The sequence below is a fragment of the Pseudomonas sp. M20 genome, assembly GCF_045037865.1.
GTDB lineage: Bacteria > Pseudomonadota > Gammaproteobacteria > Pseudomonadales > Pseudomonadaceae > Aquipseudomonas.
In genome coordinates, this window is record NZ_CP173611.1 from 2,325,793 (window position 1) to 2,343,930 (window position 18,138).

The window sequence follows — 18,138 nt, forward strand, 5'->3', positions numbered from 1 at the left end:
GCGCATCCTGTCGGTCTAGAGCTGGACAGGTTACGGTTTCAGCCACAGCAATACATAGTCGTTTTTGTCGAAACGCCCGTTCAACACCGGTTGCGCGCTTTCCAGCGGTGTGCCCTTGAGGGAGGGCAGATCACTGCGATCCATCATCAGCCACGCCGGACCTTTGATCGCCTCCAGTTGCTGGATCGAGTCGCTGAACTGCGGTTGCAGGTCCTGCGAGAGATTGACCATGAACTTGGTAGCTTTCGCGTCCTTGCCCATGCCATGCAACACCAGTGGCGCCGGGTTTTGCTGAACCTGGGCGAACACCGCGTGGCTGAATGACTGGGTGTCGTACAAACGCCGTTCCACCGGTTCGAAGACCGCCGCATACACCATCCACAGCGCCAACACGGCACACAACGCCAACAGTTCGGCGCGCCAACGCGTGATCAACAATCTCGACAGAGCCAGCAGTTGAAGAACGCCCAGCGCGAGCAAAACAATGGAAACTTCACTCAATTGCTCGGGAAAGCGCCGTTGCGCGACCAGTAAAACCACCAGCAACAAGCCCGGTGTGACCAGCCACAAGCCCATGATCAACCCGCGCAAGCAGCGAAACACCAGCCCATGCGCCACCTGAAACGGATACGCCGCAATGACCGCCGCCATGGGCAGCATCGGCAGCAGATACCGTGCCTTCTTCGCCTGGGGAATCGACAACCCGACCATCACAATCAGGGCCGCCGCCGCGCAGTACTGCACCAGACGCAGCGCCGGGCCACGCTGTTGCGGCTTGCTCAGCCAGGCCGCTGCCAGCACCAGCAATGCCAACGGATAGGCCAGCGCATAGTTACCGAAGGAGCTGGTGAAGTAATACAGCGAACCGCTGACGCCTTCGCTGCCGTCCATGCGCCCCATGAACTGCATGCGGATCACGTCCTGCAGGAACACCGGGCCGGCGCTGATCTGCGCCAGCCATAACAACAACCCGACACACGCGGCCAGCAACAGCGAAGCCAACACACCGAACACCAGCAACCGCGACCATTCACGGTTGAGCAGGTAATAACTGCAGAGCATTCCGGTCGGCACCACCAGACCAATCGGCCCGCGTATGCCGAAACCGAGCAGCAGCAATACGAAGATCAACGGCCAACGACGCCCGCCGCCAAAATGATCATGGGCATAGCCCAGATAAAACACTGCGAACGCCGCACCCGCGAGCATCAAGTCCTGCGACACCGCGCGCACTTCAGTGACAAAGCCACTGGTGAGCATTAGCAAGGCAATACTGATCAACGCCCAGGGCCGTGAGTACGGTGCCAGCAGGCGATACATCAACGTCACGATCAACGCGCCCGCGATTGCGCTCGGCGCCCACGCGGTCAACGCATTCACCGCGCCAAACGGCAACGACAACAGCCAGATGAACAGCGTCGAAACCGCTGAGTAATCCGCGTAAGGCTGACCATAGGTGGTCGGAAACACCGTCGGCTCATGGCGTAGCATCTCTTGCGCGAACAACACAAATCGCGAGTCGAAACCGATCGGGGCCTGCCCGTGGACCCCGGCCATGAACAATAAAAACGCCAGCAGCCCTGCGATCAGGGACTGCCGGCGAATCTCAGGCGATAACGCGATCAAGCAACGTCGGACGCATTCGGCCACTGTTGCAGCGGGATCGGCAGTTTGCGCGATTCGCCACGGCCCATCGGGAAGTATTGGAAGCCATTGCGCGCCAGACGCTCGGCGTCGTAAAGGTTGCGCCCGTCGAAAATCACCGGGCTGTTGAGGCGCTGTTTGATCAGGTCGAAATCCGGTGCTTTGAACTGCTGCCACTCGGTGCAGATGATCAACGCATCGGCGCCGGGCAAGACCGATTCCGGTGTGCCCATCAGCATCAGTTTCGATTCGTTCGGGTAAAGGTTCTGGGTTTCCTGCATGGCTTCCGGGTCGAAGGCGCGCACGCTGGCACCGGCGGCCCACAGTTCTTCCAGCAACACGCGGCTCGGCGCGTCGCGCATGTCATCAGTGTTGGGTTTGAACGCCAGGCCCCACAGGGCGAAGGTCTTGCCGCGCAGGTCGCCCTTGTAGAACGCGTTGATGCGCTCGAACAATTTGTGTTTCTGGCGCTGGTTGATCGCCTCGACCGCTTGCAGCAAGTCGCTGGAGCAATGCGCTTCTTCGGCGCTGTGGATCAACGCGCGCACGTCTTTCGGGAAGCACGAACCGCCATAACCGCAGCCTGGGTAGATGAAGTGATAACCGATGCGCGTGTCGGCACCGATGCCCTGGCGTACCGACTCGATGTCGGCGCCCAGGTGTTCGGCGAGTTCGGCGATCTGGTTGATGAAGCTGATCTTGGTCGCCAGCATGCAGTTGGCGGCGTACTTGGTCAGCTCAGCGCTGCGCAGGTCCATGAACATGATGCGGTCGTGGTTGCGGTTGAACGGCGAATACAGATCGCGCATCACGTCGCGCACGTCATCGCCTTCGCAACCGATAACGATACGGTCCGGCCGACGGCAGTCGGCAACGGCGGAGCCTTCCTTGAGAAACTCCGGGTTGGAAACGATATCGAATTGCAGCAGGCGGCCGACCTTGATCAAGGCTTTTTCAATGTGCGTGCGCAGGGTGTCGCCCGTGCCCACCGGCACCGTGGATTTTTCCACGAGAATCAATGGCTGCTCACGATGGCGGGCAATGGCATCGCCGACCGAAAGCACATAACGCAGATCCGCCGAACCGTCCTCACGCGACGGCGTACCCACGGCAATAAACGCCACCCGAGCGTGCTGCACGGCGAGCTTTTCATCGGTGGTGAATTGCAGGCGTTTCGAATCCAGACCTTCGCGTACCAGGCTGGCCAGCCCCGGTTCGAAGATGCTGACATGACCCTGGCGCAACAGGTCGACCTTCTTCTGGTCGACGTCCATGCACACGACATCGTGGCCGACTTCGGCCAACACAGCCGCTTGCACCAGACCGACGTAACCGCTGCCAAATACTGTGATTTTCATGGAGCACTCCTGAATTCGGGCGCACGAGCCGGACGAGTGTTGATGGTGATGACCCCGAGCATGACCAGCGCCACGCCCAGTGATTTGGTGAAACTGAAGGATTCGTTGAACAGCGGCAGACTGGCCGCCAGCAGATACACCAGCGCATAGCTGATGCTCAGCAGCGAGTAAGCCCGGCCCAGCGGCAGATCGCGCAGGGCGGCGAGCCAGCAGAGCATCGACAGCGCGTAGGCAAAAATCGCCGCAACGACCACGGCCAATGCACGCAGGTCGAGGCTGTCGATGTGCAGCCATTGTTCCGGCACGGGCAGACGGGTCATGCTCCAGCGCATGCCCAGTTGCGCAGCGCTGACGAGTAACACGCTGCCCAGCGCGAAAGTGATGCCGCGACGTTGATTCATGACTGTTGCCCCAGCAACGCCACGCCGCCGATCACCAACGCCACGCCGAGCCAATGCTGGCGGTCGATGGGTTCACGGAAGACGAAGCGCGCGATCAGGGTGATCAGGACAAAGTTGAGGCTGAGCATCGGATAAGCGACGCCGACTTCCAGCCGCTGCAGCACCAGCAACCAGACCAACAGACCGGAACCGAGGGCGAGCAGCGCCAGCCACAACCACGGCGAGCGCAGTTTGTCGGCCCAGGTCGACTCGACGCCGCGCCAGCTCTCCACCGCGTATTTCTGCCCCACTTGGCCCAGACAGGTCAGCAGGCACGCGGCCAACAGCAGCAACAGGCTCATGACGCCTCCTTGGGCAGGATCATGATCACCAGGTTGCCCTGCTCGTAACGGACGCCGTCCTTTGGCAACTTGTCGATTTCGTCCAGTTCGTCCTGCCCCTTGACGCGCATCACCACGCCGACCGCACCGCTGCGGCGTGCCTCGCGCATCCACTGTTGTACGTGTTCGGGATCGACCCGCTGTTGAATGCCGTCAGGATAGGCAAGGCCATATTTCAATTCGCCTATCGTGTTGTACAACGCCACTTGCGGGGTTTTCAGGCGCCAGGCCAGTGCCGAAGCAGCACCCAGATCGTTGCTCAACAGGTGTGTGGTTTGCGCCAGTTCCGTGACGTGATGCTTGATGAACTGATCGGGCATCTTGTTGGCGACCACCGATTTCGGCAGCGCCGCTGGCAACACCGCGATCAGCAACAGGCTGCCCAGCGCCGGAGCCGCCCAGCATTGCAGCGGCAGGAAGGCTTGCAGGAGGTTGGCGATGATCCAGCCGATCAGCGCGATAAACACCAGCACCATGCTGTGCAGTTCATGGTCGTACACCGGTTTGCTCAGTTGCAGGTACACCAGCGCGATCAGCGTGACGACGCCCAGCAGCAGATTGAGCAACCCATTGATGCTCAGTGCCCGACCTTGCTCCAGACGCAAACGATCGGCCAACGCATCGCCCAGCAACAACGCCAGCGGCAGCAGGCACGGCAGTATGTAAGTCGGCAATTTGCCGTTGCTCAGGCTGAAAAACAGTAGCGGCATCAGCAGCCACAGCAGCAGGAACACGATTTTCGGCTGAGCGCGGGTTTGCCAGGCTTGCCTGAACGCCGTCGGCAACAGGCCGGCCCACGGCAGACTGAACGCCACCAGCAGCGGCAGGTAAAACCACCACGGCGCGTCGTGTTGCGCATCGTCCCCGGCAAAGCGACGAATGTGCTCGTGCCAGAAGAAGAATCGCCAGTAATCGGGCTCCTTTGCATGCACCGAGAGCACCCAAGGCAGGCTGACGATGATCGCGATGGCAATCGCCACCTGGCCGAACATCAGCAGTTCTCGCCAGCGTTTTTGCCAGAGCATCCACGGTACGGCGATCAGCACCGGCAGCAGCCAGGCGAGAAAACCCTTGGTCATGAAACCCATGCCGCAGGCCAGCCCCAGCACGGCCCAAGCGGCCATGCGCTTGCCGCCGGTTTGACTGTCGAGGGCAAACCACAGCGCCACCAGACTCAGATTGACCCAGAAGGTGAATTGCGGATCGAGGTTGGCGTAGCCCGCCTGACCGGCAACGATGGTGAAACTCATGTAGAGCAGGGCGCAGACGAAACTTTTGCGCGGTTCGTTCCACAAGCGCCGGGCAACCAGATAGCACAGCAGCACGCTCAAGCCAGTGCTCAGCGCCGAAGCAAAGCGCACGCCGAACAGGTTCTGCCCGAACACTTGCTGACCCAGCGCGATCATCCAGTAACCGGCAATCGGCTTCTCGAAATAACGCAGGCTCATGAAGTGCGGCGATACCCAGTTGCCACTGAGCAGCATGTCCTGGCTGATCTGCGCGTAACGGGTCTCGTCGGGAATCCACAAGCCGTGCGTGCCCAGCGGCAGCAGATAGGCCAGCAAGCAAATGACCAGCAACAGCAGTGGCAGCGTCCAGCGTTTAGTCATGCGTCTTGCACTCCCAGCCAGCCTTCACGGCCGTCGAGGGCGCCACGTTGTACGCGACCCATGGGCAAGGTGTTGAAGAACTCGGGCAACAAGTCGCCCAGCGGTTTGAAAGCGATGTTGCGCTGGCGTGCATCGACCAGCAGTTGACGAAAATCCTCAGCCATCAGAATCCCTTCTACTTCGGCGTGAATGGTGTAGACGTTGAGCTGTTGCGGACGAAAGTGGTCAAGGATAAACCCGTTGAAGTCCCGCGCTGCAACGATCGGGCCGACGACTTCATCGAAGGTCGGCAGATCCACCGGAATCTGCGGCGTGCCCGGCGTGCCGTCGGCCAGCAGCGGACGAAACAGGCGGTCGCCTCGGCAATCGCTGTTGTAGCGAAAGCCGAAGGCTTGCTTGGCCTCGATCACGCGCTCGTCCGCACGCCAACCAGCGGCGGCGGAACAGTCGACTTTCGCGCCGAGGATGTCGCTCAACGAGTCGACGCCCTGACGAATCTGCTCGATCAGTTGCTTGTCGCTCCAGGTCCCGGCGTTGGCCTGCCAGCCGTGGTGATCCCACGCATGCAGGCCAACCTCATGACCGGCATCGCGGGCCTGACGCATCAGGTGCCCGAGATCACGGCCAATCGGTTTGCCCGGCCACGCGGTGCCGGCCAGCAGAATGTCCCAGCCATACAGGCCGGCCGCATTGGAGCGGAGCATCTTCCAGAGAAACTGCGGGCGGATCAGGCGCCACAGATGCCGGCCCATGTTGTCGGGGCCGACACTGAAGAAAAACGTTGCCTTGATCTGCGCCTCGTCGAGCATTTCCAGCAAGCGCGGCACACCTTCACGGGTGCCGCGAAAGGTGTCGACGTCGATGCGTAGACCGGCCTGCATTAGCGCTTGTCCGCGATTTCGAGCATCGCTTCACGCAGGAAGAAGTCGAGCGTATTGCCAATGGTCTCGCGCATTTCCACGGTTGGCGTCCAGTCGAGCAGACGCTTGGCGTTGGCGATGCTGGGTTTGCGGTGCTCAACATCCTGATAGCCAGCGCCATAGAACGCCTTGCTCTCGACGTCGCGAAAACCGGCGAACGGCGGGAAGTTATCGCGCAGCGGATGCGCTTCGAACTGACGCAGCAGTTCTTCACCCAGCTGACGGATGCTCGCTTCGTTGTCCGGGTTGCCGATGTTGATGATTTGACCGTTGCAGACATCGTTGTCGTTATCGATGATCCGCGCCAGGGCCTCGACGCCATCGGCGATGTCGGTGAAGCAGCGTTTTTGCTCGCCACCGTCGAACAGGCGAATCGGCGTGCCTTCCACCAGATTCAAAATCAACTGAGTGATGGCGCGGGAGCTGCCGATACGGGCCGAGTCCAGACGATCAAGGCGCGGGCCCATCCAGTTGAACGGGCGGAACAGGGTGAAATTCAGACCTTTGGCGCCGTACGCCCAGATCACGCGGTCCAGCAATTGCTTGGACACCGAGTAGATCCAGCGCTGCTTGTTGATCGGGCCGACCACCAGGTTGGAGGTGTCTTCGTCGAAATGCTTGTCCTGGCACATGCCATAGACTTCCGAGGTCGACGGGAAGATCACGCGCTTGTTGTACTTGACGCAGTAACGCACCAGTTTGAGGTTTTCTTCGAAGTCGAGTTCGAACACGCGCAACGGGTTGCGGGTGTATTCGATCGGCGTGGCGATGGCCACCAGCGGCAGGACCACGTCGCACTTCTTGATGTGGTACTCGATCCACTCGGAGTGAATGCTGATGTCGCCTTCGACGTAGTGGAAGTGCGGGTGACTGCGCAGACGGTCGATGGCGTCGGAACCGATGTCCAGGCCATAGACTTCGTAGCGGTCATCGCGCAGGAGGCGTTCGGACAAGTGATTGCCGATAAAACCGTTAACGCCGAGGATCAGCACGCGAGTGCGACGCGGTGCACGGCCGGATTCAGCGCCGCGCAACAGCGAGCCGTCGACCAGACCGAGTTCACTGGCCAGTTGCGGGCCACTGAGGAACAGACCGTTGTCGTTGCGCTGGCCGGAGAGGATTACCAACGAATCTTCGCCGCAGGCAATGCGCAGCGGATCGACGCTGATCACCCGGCCCGGCGCCTGGCTGTCGTTGCCCTTGGCAACTTCAGCGCTCCAGACGATCAGTTTGTGCTCGCCCACAGCGCAGAATGCACCCGGATACGGTTGGGTCACGGCGCGAACCAGGTTGAACAATTGCTCGGCCGGTTTGGCCCAGACCAGTTTGCCGTCCGCCGCCGTGCGACGCCCGAATACTGTGGCTTTCGATTCGTCCTGCGCGGTTTCGTTGATTTTGTCTTGCAGCATGGCTGGCAAGGTGTCACGCAGCAGATCCGTCGCGGCGATGCGCAGCTTGCCGTGCAGGCTCAGCGCGGTGTCGCTGCGTTCAATGGCCACACGCTGTTGGGCAACGATGGCGCCGGCATCGGCACGTTTGACCATGCGGTGCAGAGTCACGCCGGTTGCGGTCTCGCCGTTGACCAGCACCCAGTTGGCTGGGGCGCGGCCACGGTAGCTTGGCAGCAACGAGCCGTGCAGATTGAACGCGCCTTTTTTCGCGGTGGCCAGCAACGACTCGCTCAGCAGGTGGCGATAGTAGAAGGAGAACAGGTAGTCCGGATTCAGTTTGGCGATCCGCTCGATCCACAGTGGGTGATTGACGTCTTCGGGGGCGTGCACCGGAATGCCTTTGCGTGCGCACAGTTGTGCGACCGAGGCGTAGAAGGCGTTCTCTTTCGGGTCGTCGGCATGGGTGAATACCGCCGCAATGTCATAGCCGCTGTCGAGCAGGGCTTGAATGCCGGCGCAGCCGATATCGTGATAAGCGAAGACAACAGTTTTTGCGCTCATGAGAGAACCTGATCATTGGAGGAGGAGAGACCGTCGACGGTGATGGCGCGCGGCGGCATGGCGGGTTGGCCGCGCAAGACTTTTTCAACGAAGAAACGCGGGCGGGCGCGCACGTCGCTGTACATGCGCCCGAGGTATTCGCCGAGCAGGCCCATGCCGATGAACTGGCCACCGGTGAACACGAACAGCACAGCGAACAGCACGAACATGCCGTCACCGGCCCAGCCGGCACCGAACACCAGGCGCAGCACGATCAGTGCGGCGGCAAACAACACGCCGAGGCCAGCCATGGCGAAACCGACGATGCTCAGCAGGCGCAACGGCGTGGTGGTCATGCAGGTGATCAGGTCGAACATCAGGTTGAGCAAACGCATCGGGCTGTACTTTGAATCGCCGTGTTCACGCTCGGCGTGGGCGACGACGATTTCAGTGGTGTGGCGGGCGAAGCTGTTGGCCAGAATCGGGATGAACGTGCTGCGTTCACGGCAGGCGAGCATCGCGTCGATGATCGTCCGCCGGTAAGCGCGGAGCATGCAGCCGTAGTCGCTCATGGCGACGCCGGTGGAGCGTTGCACGGCGAGGTTGATCAGCTTCGACGGATAGCGACGCAGGGCCGAGTCCTGGCGGTTGCCGCGCACGGTGCCGACCACGTCGTAACCCTTTTCCGCTTCGGCGACCAGGCGCGGGATTTCTTCCGGCGGGTTCTGCAGGTCGGCGTCGAGGGTGATCACGACATCACCTTTGCACTGTTCGAAACCGGCCATGATTGCCGCGTGCTGGCCGTAGTTGCGGTTGAGAATGACGGCCACAAACGGGCTGTCTTCACGTGTCGCGGCTTCTTCCAGAAGGTTGGCCGACTCATCACGGCTGCCGTCGTCGACGAGGACGATTTCATAGTCGTGACGCAGCATGCGGCAGGCCGCTTCGGTGCGCCGCAGCAGTTCCGGCAGGCTGTCCTGTTCGTTGTAGACCGGGATGACGATCGACACACAGCGGATCGGATAGGTTTTCACAGGCGTTTGTCCATAAGGGTGGCGATGGCGCCGACCACGCGATCGAGGTCTTGATCGCTCATGTCGGGGAACAACGGAATCGAGCACAGCCGCGCCGAGTTCCATTCGGTGTCGGGCAGATACAGGTCGGGGGCACGCTGGCGATACCAGGTGTGCAGGTGAGTGGCGATGAAATGGATACCGGTGCCGATGCCCTGGTCCTGCAAGCCTTTCATGAAGGCTTCGCGGTCCATGCCGCAGCGCTCGCTGTCGATGCGCAGGATGAACAGGTGCCAGGCGTGGGTTTGTGCGTAAGCGGGCAGGGCCAGCGGTAGCACCGGCAAGCCTTCGAGTTTTTGCCGGTAGGCGGCAGCCAGTTCGCTGCGGCGGGCGTTGATTGCGTCCAGACGCTCAAGCTGCACCAAGGCAATTGCAGCGTTGATGTCGGCGAGGTTGTATTTGAACCCCGGCTCCATCACTTGCGCCTGCGGCTTGCGGCCACCGGTCAGCCGGTCGTAGGCGTCAACGCCCAAACCATGGAATTTGAGCATGCGCACGCGGCTGGCCAGGGCTTCGTCGTCGGTGACGAACATTGCGCCTTCGGCACAGGTCATGTTCTTGATCGCGTGGAAAGAGAAAATCGCCGTGCCCTGCGCGCCGACTTGGCGGCCCTTGTAACGGCTGCCAGCGGCGTGGGCGGCGTCTTCGATGACGGCGATACCGTGCTTGTCGGCCAGCGCGTACAGCGGATCAAGATCAAACGCGGCGCCGGCGTAATGCACCGGGATGATTGCTTTGGTGCGCGGGGTGATGGCGGCTTCGATACGCAAGGCGTCGGTCATCAAGGTGCCGCGATCAACGTCGACGAACACTGGTGTAGCGCCGAGCAGCGAGATCATGTTGGCGGTCGAGACCCAGGTCTGCGACGGGGTGATGACTTCGTCACCCGGACCAATGCCCAAAGCCAACAAGGTGATGTGCATGCCGCCGGTGGCCGAGGAAAGTGCCACGGCGTGCTTGCAACCGACATAGTTGGCGAAGTGTTCTTCCAGTGCCTGGCTTTTAGGCCCGGTGGTAATCCACCCCGAACTCAATACTTGTTCAACGGCGGCTATTTCTTCATCGCCGATACTCGGACGGGAAAACGGCAGAAACGCTTGACTCATAAGAACCTCGGGGCGACAGCCATCCTTCAGCCGATTGTCTGAAAAACACGGAATTTCAAAGGGTTGAGATACCGGCCGGGGAATGCCTGATTGACTTTTAAGTCCACGGACGGCAGGGTTGCAGGCCTTTCGGGGCAACCTGTTGTAACTAAGGTTATGCGCGTTTTTGTCAAAGGAACATGAAAAAACGGTCGGCGATTCGTCTATCTCTAAGCCATACAGCCACCGTTCAGACTTCTTCCGTTCATCGGCTCTTTTAATAGAAAAGTCCTACGGAAGAGTCGCTCTTTATATAAGTTTGTTTGCACTTTTAAGTTGTTTTGTTGAACCGTTTTCTATTCAAGGCCGTTTCGTTTGATTGACTTGTCGAGTACTGAATCCACCCCGTCCACCACTAATCCGCTGACGCTTTATCTGGCACGCCTGGCGCCGTCCAGCCAACTGACCATGCGCTATGTCTTGCAGGATGCTGCAGACCGCCTCGGTTTCGAAGACGTGGATATCGAAGAAATCCCCTGGCACGGGCTGCAACCGGAAGACGTCGTGGCGCTGGTCGCCGCATTGCGCGCCGACGGTTATGCGCCGAATACCTCGTCGCTGTACGTGAATGCCGTGCGCGGTGTGATGAATGAAGCCTGGCGCATGAGCCTGATCAGCCAGGATCATCTTTTGAAGATGCGCTCGGTCAAAGGTATTGCCGGCACGCGCTTGTCCCAGGGGCGCAACTTGAAGCGCACCTTGATCCACGAATTGATGGAAGTCTGCGCCGCCGATCCGCGTCCGCAAGGGCTGCGCGACGCAGCGGTGATTGCGCTGTTGTACGGCACCGGCATGCGTAAATCGGAGTCGGTTGATCTGGACCTGAATCAGGTCGACTTCACCGAACGCAGCCTGACCGTCACCGGCAAGGGCAACAAGCAACTGATCAAGTACGCACCGGCGTGGGCGTTCGCCAAACTTGATGCGTGGCTGGAACTGCGGCGTTCAGAACTCAAGGAGGGCGAGAGTGACGATGCCTTTCTGTTCAACCGCATCCGTCGCGGCAGCCATATCACCCGTGAGCGCATCACCAAACACGCGATTTATTACATTGCCCGTCAGCGGGGTACTCAGGTCGGGGTGAAGATCATGCCCCACGATTTCCGCCGCTCGTTTATCACGCGGGTGATCGAGGAGCATGATTTGTCGATTGCGCAGAAACTGGCGCACCACAGCAACATCCAGACCACCGCCAACTACGATGTGCGTGATGACAACGAGCGGCGGCGTGCGGTCGATCGCTTCGATCTGTAGGCCCCGTCAGGACGGGGAAGGGCAGGTGCGCGCGTTGCCGGTGGCCGCCCGACTGATCTGCACGGCCAAGCGTTTGACGTTGTTCTGCTGGGCACCCACCAGATCATCGATGGTCGGGCCGGACGGTGTTTGCAGGGTCGAACGGCAGGTCAGCGAGCCATTGTCAGTGGCGCCGACGGGACGCAAGCGCCATTTGGCGTCGATCAGGCCGTACTGACCGGGGATCGAGTCGAAGCGTTGCACTTCGATGCGAACCGAAACGTTGCCTTGGCCACTGGTATTGCTCAACTGGTCGGCCAATGCACCGCGCAACTCATCCGCCAGTGTCGCCCCCCACCAATCGGTTTCCAGAATCGCCAGGCCGCTGTTGCCCTGGCGGATAACGATTTGCGCCCGGTCGACCTGCGGCGGCACGCTCAGCGCTTCAATCGGAATCTGCGCGCCGGTCCGGGTGTTGGCGATCTGCACCGGCGTCAGCGTGTGAAAGCTGATCGGGTCGCTGCGGCAGGCGCCAAGCAGCATGAACGCAGCGAGCACGGTGATTTTCAGCGGTACAGCCATGGTTCAGCTCCTGTGCTCAGTTACGTGGCGGGCCTTTCAGATCGATAGGCGCGGCGTTATCGGGGCGACCGCGGATCAGCGATTCAGGATGCCGGCCCAGGTAATCCGACAGCTCACGCAGGGAGCGCGACATGCGCCCGAGCTCGTCGAGGGTTTCCGTGAGTTTCTCGCGTTGCGGCGAATCTTCGGCCAAGGTGGAGCTGGCGGACTGCAAGGTCTTGCTGACGTCGGCCAGAGTGCTCTGCACGCCCGGCAGGGTCTTGGCGTTGAACTGGGTCAGGCCTTTGCGCAGCTCGATCAGATTGCTGTCGAGGTTGTTGGCGATGCGATCAACCGGCAGCTTGTTGAGCTTGTCGACCACGGCTTCGAGTTTTTCCTGCAGCTGTTCGAGGCTGCCCGGCACGGTTGGAATCACCACCGGGCGCGCCGTGGGGTCAAACGCGACTTTTTCGGCTTTCGGGAAGAAGTCCAGGGCCACGTACAGTTGCCCCGTCAGCAGGTTGCCACTGCGGGCCTGGGCGCGCAGGCCATTGTCGATGAAGGTGCCCATCAGGCGAATGCCGGCGGCCTCATCGTTGGGATCATGCTTGAACGCAGTGAGCATTTTTCCATAAGCCATGCCCAAACGTTGCGGGTAAATGACGATGCCGACGTTAAGCGGGAAGCTGCGTTTTTTCGCATCGAAATCCAGATTGATCGCCACCACCCGACCGATTTCCATGCCGAGGAACTCCACCGGTGCGCCAACCTTGAGGCCGCGCAGGGACTGGTCGAAGCGCAGACTCAGATACTGCGCCTTGCCGTTGGGTGGGGCGAGGGCGGTTTGCTGGTCTTCGAACAGTTCGAATTCCTTGTCATCGGCGGCGGCCACGTCGTTGGGGCTGTAATCCGGCGCACGGAAAGCGATACCGCCCACCAGCATGGAGGACAGGGATTCGGTTTTCACCTGGAAACCGTTGGCGCCGACGCTGACGTCAATGCCACTGGCGTTCCAGAATCGGGTGTTTTCAGTGACGAACGCATCGTTGGGCGCGTGAATGAACACTTCGATATTCACGCCTTTACCGTCAGGCGCCAGCTCGTAGGTGACGACCTGGCCGACAGGGATCTTGCGGTAATACACCGGCGAACCGATGTCCAGCGAACCGAGATCCTGGGTGTGCAGCATGAAACGCTTGCCGGGTTCGCCGTAGGTAATCGGCGGCGGGTTTTCCAGGCCCTTGAATTGTTTGGCGCGGTTGTTGGCCTGTCCGATGTCGGCACCGATATAGTCGCCGGAAAGCAGGGTGTCGATACCTGAAACGCCACCGGCACCGATTCGCGGGCGTACCACCCAGAACTGTGAATCTTCACGAGTAAACGTCTCGGCCTGTTTGGCCAGTTTGATCGTGGCGTTGACGCTTTTCTGGTCGTCGCTCAAGTCGACATCGGTGACCTGACCAATCACCACGTTGCGGTATTTGACTTCGGTCTTATTGGCTGTCAGACCGCTGCCGGTCTTGAAGGTGACCATGATGGTCGGCCCTTCCTGCAGGATGTTGTGCACCACCAGCGAAATACCCACCAGCACCGCCACGATCGGTACGATCCAGACGAGGGAGATGCCGAAGCGGCGGGTTTTCACGGGGGCTTGGCCTGGCGCTCGCGGCTCGTCGGTGGCTGACGACTTCATCCATGTCTCCTCGATTGAATGGGCACTGAGCGTCAGGAACGCAAAAGCACCTCATCAATATAGAAGTGCTTGGCGATAGAGCAAATGTGTATAGCTCGCATCGTTGACAGTTTCCATGTAGGAGCTGTCGAGTGAAACGAGGCTGCGATCTTTTGATCTTGCTTTTTCAGGGCCAAAAGATCGCAGCCTTCGGCAGCTCCTACTTGGGCATGGTGTCGGAGCGGGTTGCGGGTTATCCGAGCATTTCCCGCAGGCGATACCAGAACATGCCCAGTGCCAGCAGTGGCGAGCGCAGGGACGGGCCGCCAGGGAAGGTCATGTGCGGCACGCCGCTGAACACGTCCATGCCCTGACTGTGACCGGCATGAATCGCCTCACCGAGCAGCTTCGCGCACCAGTGCGTGACGTTCAGGCCATGGCCGGAATAGCCCTGTGCGTAGAACACGTTCGGCTGTTGCTTGAGCCGGCCGACCTGCGGAAAGCGGTTAGCAGTGATGCCGATCTTGCCGCCCCACTGGTAATCGATGCGCACGTCGGCCAGTTGCGGGAAGACTTTGAGCATCTTCGGTCGCATATAAGCGGCGATGTCCGCCGGATCGCGCCCGGAATAGTGGCAGGCACCGCCGAACAGCAAGCGCCGATCGGCGGAGAGCCGGTAGTAATCGAGGCCGACTTTTTGGTCGCACACCGCCAGATTGTGCGGGATCAGTTGCGCGGCGCGCGCCTCGGACAACGGTTCGGTGGCGATGATGTAACTGCCGGCCGGCAGCACCTTGCCACTGAGTTGCTGTTCGAGTTCGTCCAGATGCGCATTGCAGCCGAGCACCAGACTGCCAGCCCGCACCGTGCCGCTTGCGCAGCGGACCTGCACGGTCGGGCCATGGATGATTTCCAGCACTTCACTCTGCTCGAAAATCCTTACGCCCAACGATGCTGCAAGTCGCGCTTCGCCTTGCACCAGATCCAGCGGATGCAAATGACCGGACCCCATGTCCACCAAGCCGCCGGCGTAAATGTCGGAGTTGACCACCTGCTGGCGCACCTGCTCCGGGCCGATCAGCCGGGTTTCGTGGGCGTAACCGAGTTCGGCGAGGTCGACCAATTCATCCTTGAAGGCAGCGAACTGCGCCGGGGTATTGGCCAGATCGCAGAAGCCCCAGCGCAGGTCGCAATCGATGGCGTTGTCGCCGATGCGCTGACGCACCAGTTCGACCGAATCGATGCCGGCGCGCTGCAAATAACGCACGCCTTCCTGACCGACATACTTGGCGAATCCCGTGACCTCATGACCGATCCCGCGAATCAACTGGCCGCCATTGCGCCCACTGGCGCCCCAGCCGATGCGCCGGGCTTCGATCAACACCACCGACAATCCGCGCTGAGCCAGCTCGATGGCGGTGTTGACCCCGGTGAAGCCGCCACCGATCACACAGACGTCGGCGGTCAAGTCACCGTCCAGCAGCGGATAGGGTGTGCTCGCCCGGGCCGAAGCGGCGTAATAGGAGCGGGCGTGTTCCTGGGTGTACTGATTCATTTGTTCGACTTCACTTTGCTCCAGGATCGGGTCATCAGTCGCATGATCGCTTGGGGCGGGGTAGAGGAGATGTAGAGCTTGTCGAGCACTGCCTGGGATGGGTAAACCTCAGGGTTGTTGACCAGCTCTTGATCCATGTATTGCTTGGCGGCCGGGTTCGGGTTGGCGTAACCGACCGAAGCGCTGACTTTGGCGATCACTTGCGGATCGAGCAGGTAATTGATGAAAGCGTGCGCTTCTTTGGTGTTGCTCGCATCGGCGGGGATGGCCAACAGATCAAACCAGAGGTTGGCGCCTTCCTTCGGAATGGCGTAAGCGATGTTCACGCCGTTCTTGGCTTCCTTGGCACGGTTGGCGGCCTGGAACACGTCGCCGGAGTAACCGAAGGCCACGCAGATGTCACCGTTGGCCAGATCCGACACGTACTTCGAAGAATGGAAATAGGTGATGTACGGGCGGATGCTCAGCAGTTTCGCTTCAGCCTTTTTATAGTCTTCCGGGTTTTCGCTGCGCGGGTCCATGCCCATGTAGTTGAGCACGGCCGGGAAGACTTCGTCGGCGGAATCCATCATCGACACGCCGCACTGGCTGAGTTTTTTCAGGTTTTCGGGTTCGAACAGCACGGCCCAGGAATCGATGTGGTCAATGCCCAGCACTTGCTTGACCTTGTCGACGTTGTAGCCGATGCCGTTGGTGCCCCACAGGTACGGCACCGAGTGCTCGTTGCCCGGGTCGTTTTTCTCCAGCAGCTCGAGCAGTTTCGGGTCGAGGTTTTTGAAGTTCGGCAGTTGCGCACGGTCGAGTTTGAGGAAGGCGCCGGCCTTCACCTGACGCGCGAGGAAGTGGTTGGACGGCACGACCACGTCATACCCGGTGCGACCGGCGAGCAGTTTGCCTTCGAGGGTTTCGTTGGAGTCGAAAACGTCGTAGATCACCTTGATCCCGCTTTGGCTCTGGAAATCGGCGAGGGTGGTTTCGCCGATGTAGTCGGTCCAGTTGTAGACGCTGACCTGGGGTTGGGCGTTTGCTACGGCGCTGCACATCAGGGCCAGAGCGGCGGGAATCATGGTTTTCAACAGACGCATTTCGACACCTCTTAAATTGTTGGATTTTTCAGGTGGTTCGCTAATCCCTTGTGGGAGCGAGCCTGCTCCGGGCGGCGTTCCGACGAAAGCGGTGGGTCAGGCAACATAAATGGTGACTGTGCTGACGCCTTCGCGAGCAGGCTCGCTCCCACAGGGTCTGTGCAAATCTGAATTACACGCTGAGCATCAGGAACTCACGCTCCCACGAGCTGATCACGCGCTTGAAGTTTTCATGCTCGGCACGCTTTACCGCGACGTAGCCCCGGACGAATTTGTCGCCCAGGTACTGCCCAACGGTTTCGCACTCTTCCATCTGCGTCAGCGCTTCTTCGATGGTGATCGGCAGGCGCAGGTTGCGACGCTCGTAAGCGCGGCCCTGTACCGCAGCGCTCGGCGCGATGGCTTCGACCATGCCGATGTAACCGCAGAGCAGGCTCGCGGCGATTGCCAGGTACGGGTTGGCATCGGCGCCCGGCAGACGGTTTTCCACGCGCATGGCTTCCGGGCTGGAAGTCGGCACACGCAAACCCACGGTGCGGTTTTCTTCGCCCCATTCGACGTTGACCGGTGCCGAGGTGTCCGGCAGGAAGCGGCGGAACGAGTTCACGTTGGGCGCAAACATCGGCAGCACTTTCGGAATGTACTTCTGCAAACCGCCGATGTAATGCAGGAACAGCTCGCTCATCTGCCCGTCTTCATTGGCGAAAATCGGTTTGCCAGTGGCGATGTCCACCACGCTCTGGTGGATGTGCATGGCGCTGCCCGGCTCATCACCGATCGGCTTGGCCATGAACGTCGCCGCAACGTTGTGCTTGAGCGCCGCCTCACGCATGGTGCGTTTGAACACGGTGATCTGGTCGGCCAGATCAAGGGCGTCGCCGTGACGGAAGTTGATTTCCATCTGCGCCGGGCCGTCTTCGTGGATCAGCGTGTCGAGGTCCAGGCCTTGCAGTTCGCACCAGTCGTAGACGTCTTCGAACAACGGATCGAATTCGTTGGCGGCATCGATCGAGAACGACTGCCGACCGCTTTCAGCACGGCCCGAACGGCCCAGCGGTGCCTTCAGCGGCAGATCCGGGTCTTCGCAGCGTTGGGTCAGGTAGAACTCCATTTCCGGCGCCACAATCGGCTTCCAGCCTTTGTCGGTGTAGAGCTGCAAGACTTTCTTCAGCACGTTGCGCGGCGACAGTTCGATCGGGTTGCCGAACTTGTCGAAGGTGTCGTGGATGACGATGGCGGTCGGTTCGATCGCCCATGGAATCACGTAGACCGCGTCAGCCACGGGCTTGCACACCATGTCGATGTCGGCAGGATCGAGCAGGTCGTAGTAGATGTCGTCGTCGACAAAATCCCCGGTTACCGTTTGCAGCAGCACACTTTCCGGCAGGCGCATGCCTCGCTCATGCAGGAACTTGTTGGTCGGTGCGATCTTGCCGCGGGCAATGCCGGTCAGGTCGCTGACCACACATTCGACTTCGGTAATCTTGTGATCTTTCAGCCACGTGAACAGCTGATCGAAAGGGGCATTCATAAAGACCTCGTTATTGGTTTTATAGACGCCGGGGAGGGC

General features: G+C 60.4%; 15 protein-coding genes. 1 reads left to right on the forward strand and 14 read right to left on the reverse strand.

Annotated elements, in window-relative coordinates:
* Positions 1-30: 30 nt before the first annotated feature.
* From ACI514_RS10410 to arnB, 9 genes are read right to left on the reverse strand one after another with little or no spacing between them, the layout of a single operon-like run.
* Entirely contained in the window at positions 31-1,626 is a 1,596-nt protein-coding gene (locus ACI514_RS10410; RefSeq protein WP_405123728.1) for an ArnT family glycosyltransferase, read from the reverse strand.
* Complete coding sequence (locus ACI514_RS10415; protein ID WP_405123729.1) at positions 1,623-3,002, reverse strand: UDP-glucose dehydrogenase family protein; 1,380 nt, start codon at positions 3,000-3,002, stop codon at positions 1,623-1,625. The genes ACI514_RS10410 and ACI514_RS10415 overlap by 4 nt, the downstream gene beginning before the upstream one ends.
* Complete coding sequence (gene arnF / locus ACI514_RS10420; RefSeq protein ID WP_405123730.1) at positions 2,999-3,403, reverse strand: 4-amino-4-deoxy-L-arabinose-phosphoundecaprenol flippase subunit ArnF; 405 nt, start codon at positions 3,401-3,403, stop codon at positions 2,999-3,001. Before arnF ends, ACI514_RS10415 begins: the two co-directional genes overlap by 4 nt.
* Positions 3,400-3,744: a 4-amino-4-deoxy-L-arabinose-phosphoundecaprenol flippase subunit ArnE gene (arnE, locus tag ACI514_RS10425; RefSeq protein WP_405123731.1), complete on the reverse strand. Its 345-nt coding sequence runs from the start codon at positions 3,742-3,744 to the stop codon at positions 3,400-3,402. The genes arnF and arnE overlap by 4 nt, the downstream gene beginning before the upstream one ends.
* A complete protein-coding gene (gene arnT / locus ACI514_RS10430) occupies positions 3,741-5,393 on the reverse strand; it encodes a lipid IV(A) 4-amino-4-deoxy-L-arabinosyltransferase (RefSeq protein WP_405123732.1) in 1,653 nt (550 codons plus the stop codon). The genes arnE and arnT overlap by 4 nt, the downstream gene beginning before the upstream one ends.
* Positions 5,390-6,274, reverse strand: a complete 885-nt coding sequence (arnD, locus tag ACI514_RS10435; protein WP_160057937.1) for a 4-deoxy-4-formamido-L-arabinose-phosphoundecaprenol deformylase — start codon at positions 6,272-6,274, stop codon at positions 5,390-5,392. Before arnD ends, arnT begins: the two co-directional genes overlap by 4 nt.
* Positions 6,274-8,265, reverse strand: coding sequence for a bifunctional UDP-4-amino-4-deoxy-L-arabinose formyltransferase/UDP-glucuronic acid oxidase ArnA (arnA, locus tag ACI514_RS10440; protein ID WP_405123733.1), 1,992 nt, complete (start codon positions 8,263-8,265; stop codon positions 6,274-6,276). The genes arnD and arnA overlap by 1 nt, the downstream gene beginning before the upstream one ends.
* Positions 8,262-9,278 (reverse strand): undecaprenyl-phosphate 4-deoxy-4-formamido-L-arabinose transferase, encoded by a 1,017-nt coding sequence (arnC, locus tag ACI514_RS10445; RefSeq protein ID WP_160057935.1) that lies wholly within the window; start codon positions 9,276-9,278, stop codon positions 8,262-8,264. The genes arnA and arnC overlap by 4 nt, the downstream gene beginning before the upstream one ends.
* Positions 9,275-10,423 carry a UDP-4-amino-4-deoxy-L-arabinose aminotransferase gene (gene arnB, locus ACI514_RS10450; RefSeq protein WP_405123734.1) on the reverse strand — a complete coding sequence of 383 codons (1,149 nt, stop codon included), beginning with the start codon at positions 10,421-10,423 and terminating at the stop codon, positions 9,275-9,277. The genes arnC and arnB overlap by 4 nt, the downstream gene beginning before the upstream one ends.
* 447 nt (positions 10,424-10,870) lie before the next feature.
* Here arnB and xerC point away from each other — a divergent pair, with 447 nt between their 5' ends.
* The gene (gene xerC / locus ACI514_RS10455) at positions 10,871-11,716 is read left to right on the forward strand and encodes a tyrosine recombinase XerC (RefSeq protein ID WP_224793216.1); all 846 of its coding nucleotides are present in this window, start codon (positions 10,871-10,873) and stop codon (positions 11,714-11,716) included.
* Between the two features lie 6 nt (positions 11,717-11,722).
* Here the strand turns inward: xerC and ACI514_RS10460 are convergent, their stop codons facing one another.
* From ACI514_RS10460 to ACI514_RS10480, 5 genes are all read right to left on the reverse strand, one after another.
* A complete protein-coding gene (locus ACI514_RS10460; protein ID WP_160057933.1) occupies positions 11,723-12,277 on the reverse strand; it encodes a membrane integrity-associated transporter subunit PqiC in 555 nt (184 codons plus the stop codon).
* Positions 12,278-12,293: 16 nt separating this feature from the next.
* Positions 12,294-13,949: an intermembrane transport protein PqiB gene (locus ACI514_RS10465; protein WP_405123735.1), complete on the reverse strand. Its 1,656-nt coding sequence runs from the start codon at positions 13,947-13,949 to the stop codon at positions 12,294-12,296.
* Between the two features lie 232 nt (positions 13,950-14,181).
* Positions 14,182-15,483 carry an FAD-binding oxidoreductase gene (locus tag ACI514_RS10470; RefSeq protein ID WP_160057931.1) on the reverse strand — a complete coding sequence of 434 codons (1,302 nt, stop codon included), beginning with the start codon at positions 15,481-15,483 and terminating at the stop codon, positions 14,182-14,184.
* Entirely contained in the window at positions 15,480-16,568 is a 1,089-nt protein-coding gene (locus ACI514_RS10475; RefSeq protein ID WP_405123736.1) for a polyamine ABC transporter substrate-binding protein, read from the reverse strand. The genes ACI514_RS10470 and ACI514_RS10475 overlap by 4 nt, the downstream gene beginning before the upstream one ends.
* Positions 16,569-16,740: 172 nt before the next feature.
* Positions 16,741-18,099, reverse strand: coding sequence for a glutamine synthetase family protein (locus ACI514_RS10480; protein ID WP_160057929.1), 1,359 nt, complete (start codon positions 18,097-18,099; stop codon positions 16,741-16,743).
* Positions 18,100-18,138 lie beyond the last annotated feature (39 nt).

Bases quoted from the DNA above. Each gene is read 5' to 3' on its own strand.
- xerC (WP_224793216.1), top strand. From the start codon at position 10,871: ATGCGCTATGTCTTGCAGGATGCTGCAGACCGCCTCGGTTTCGAAGAC.
- ACI514_RS10470 (WP_160057931.1), bottom strand. From the start codon at position 15,483: ATGAATCAGTACACCCAGGAACACGCCCGCTCCTATTACGCCGCTTCG.
- ACI514_RS10415 (WP_405123729.1), bottom strand. From the start codon at position 3,002: ATGAAAATCACAGTATTTGGCAGCGGTTACGTCGGTCTGGTGCAAGCG.
- arnA (WP_405123733.1), bottom strand. From the start codon at position 8,265: ATGAGCGCAAAAACTGTTGTCTTCGCTTATCACGATATCGGCTGCGCC.
- ACI514_RS10460 (WP_160057933.1), bottom strand. From the start codon at position 12,277: ATGGCTGTACCGCTGAAAATCACCGTGCTCGCTGCGTTCATGCTGCTT.
- arnE (WP_405123731.1), bottom strand. From the start codon at position 3,744: ATGAGCCTGTTGCTGCTGTTGGCCGCGTGCCTGCTGACCTGTCTGGGC.
- arnD (WP_160057937.1), bottom strand. From the start codon at position 6,274: ATGCAGGCCGGTCTACGCATCGACGTCGACACCTTTCGCGGCACCCGT.
- arnT (WP_405123732.1), bottom strand. From the start codon at position 5,393: ATGACTAAACGCTGGACGCTGCCACTGCTGTTGCTGGTCATTTGCTTG.
- arnF (WP_405123730.1), bottom strand. From the start codon at position 3,403: ATGAATCAACGTCGCGGCATCACTTTCGCGCTGGGCAGCGTGTTACTC.
- ACI514_RS10480 (WP_160057929.1), bottom strand. From the start codon at position 18,099: ATGAATGCCCCTTTCGATCAGCTGTTCACGTGGCTGAAAGATCACAAG.
- ACI514_RS10475 (WP_405123736.1), bottom strand. From the start codon at position 16,568: ATGCGTCTGTTGAAAACCATGATTCCCGCCGCTCTGGCCCTGATGTGC.
- ACI514_RS10465 (WP_405123735.1), bottom strand. From the start codon at position 13,949: ATGAAGTCGTCAGCCACCGACGAGCCGCGAGCGCCAGGCCAAGCCCCC.
- arnB (WP_405123734.1), bottom strand. From the start codon at position 10,423: ATGAGTCAAGCGTTTCTGCCGTTTTCCCGTCCGAGTATCGGCGATGAA.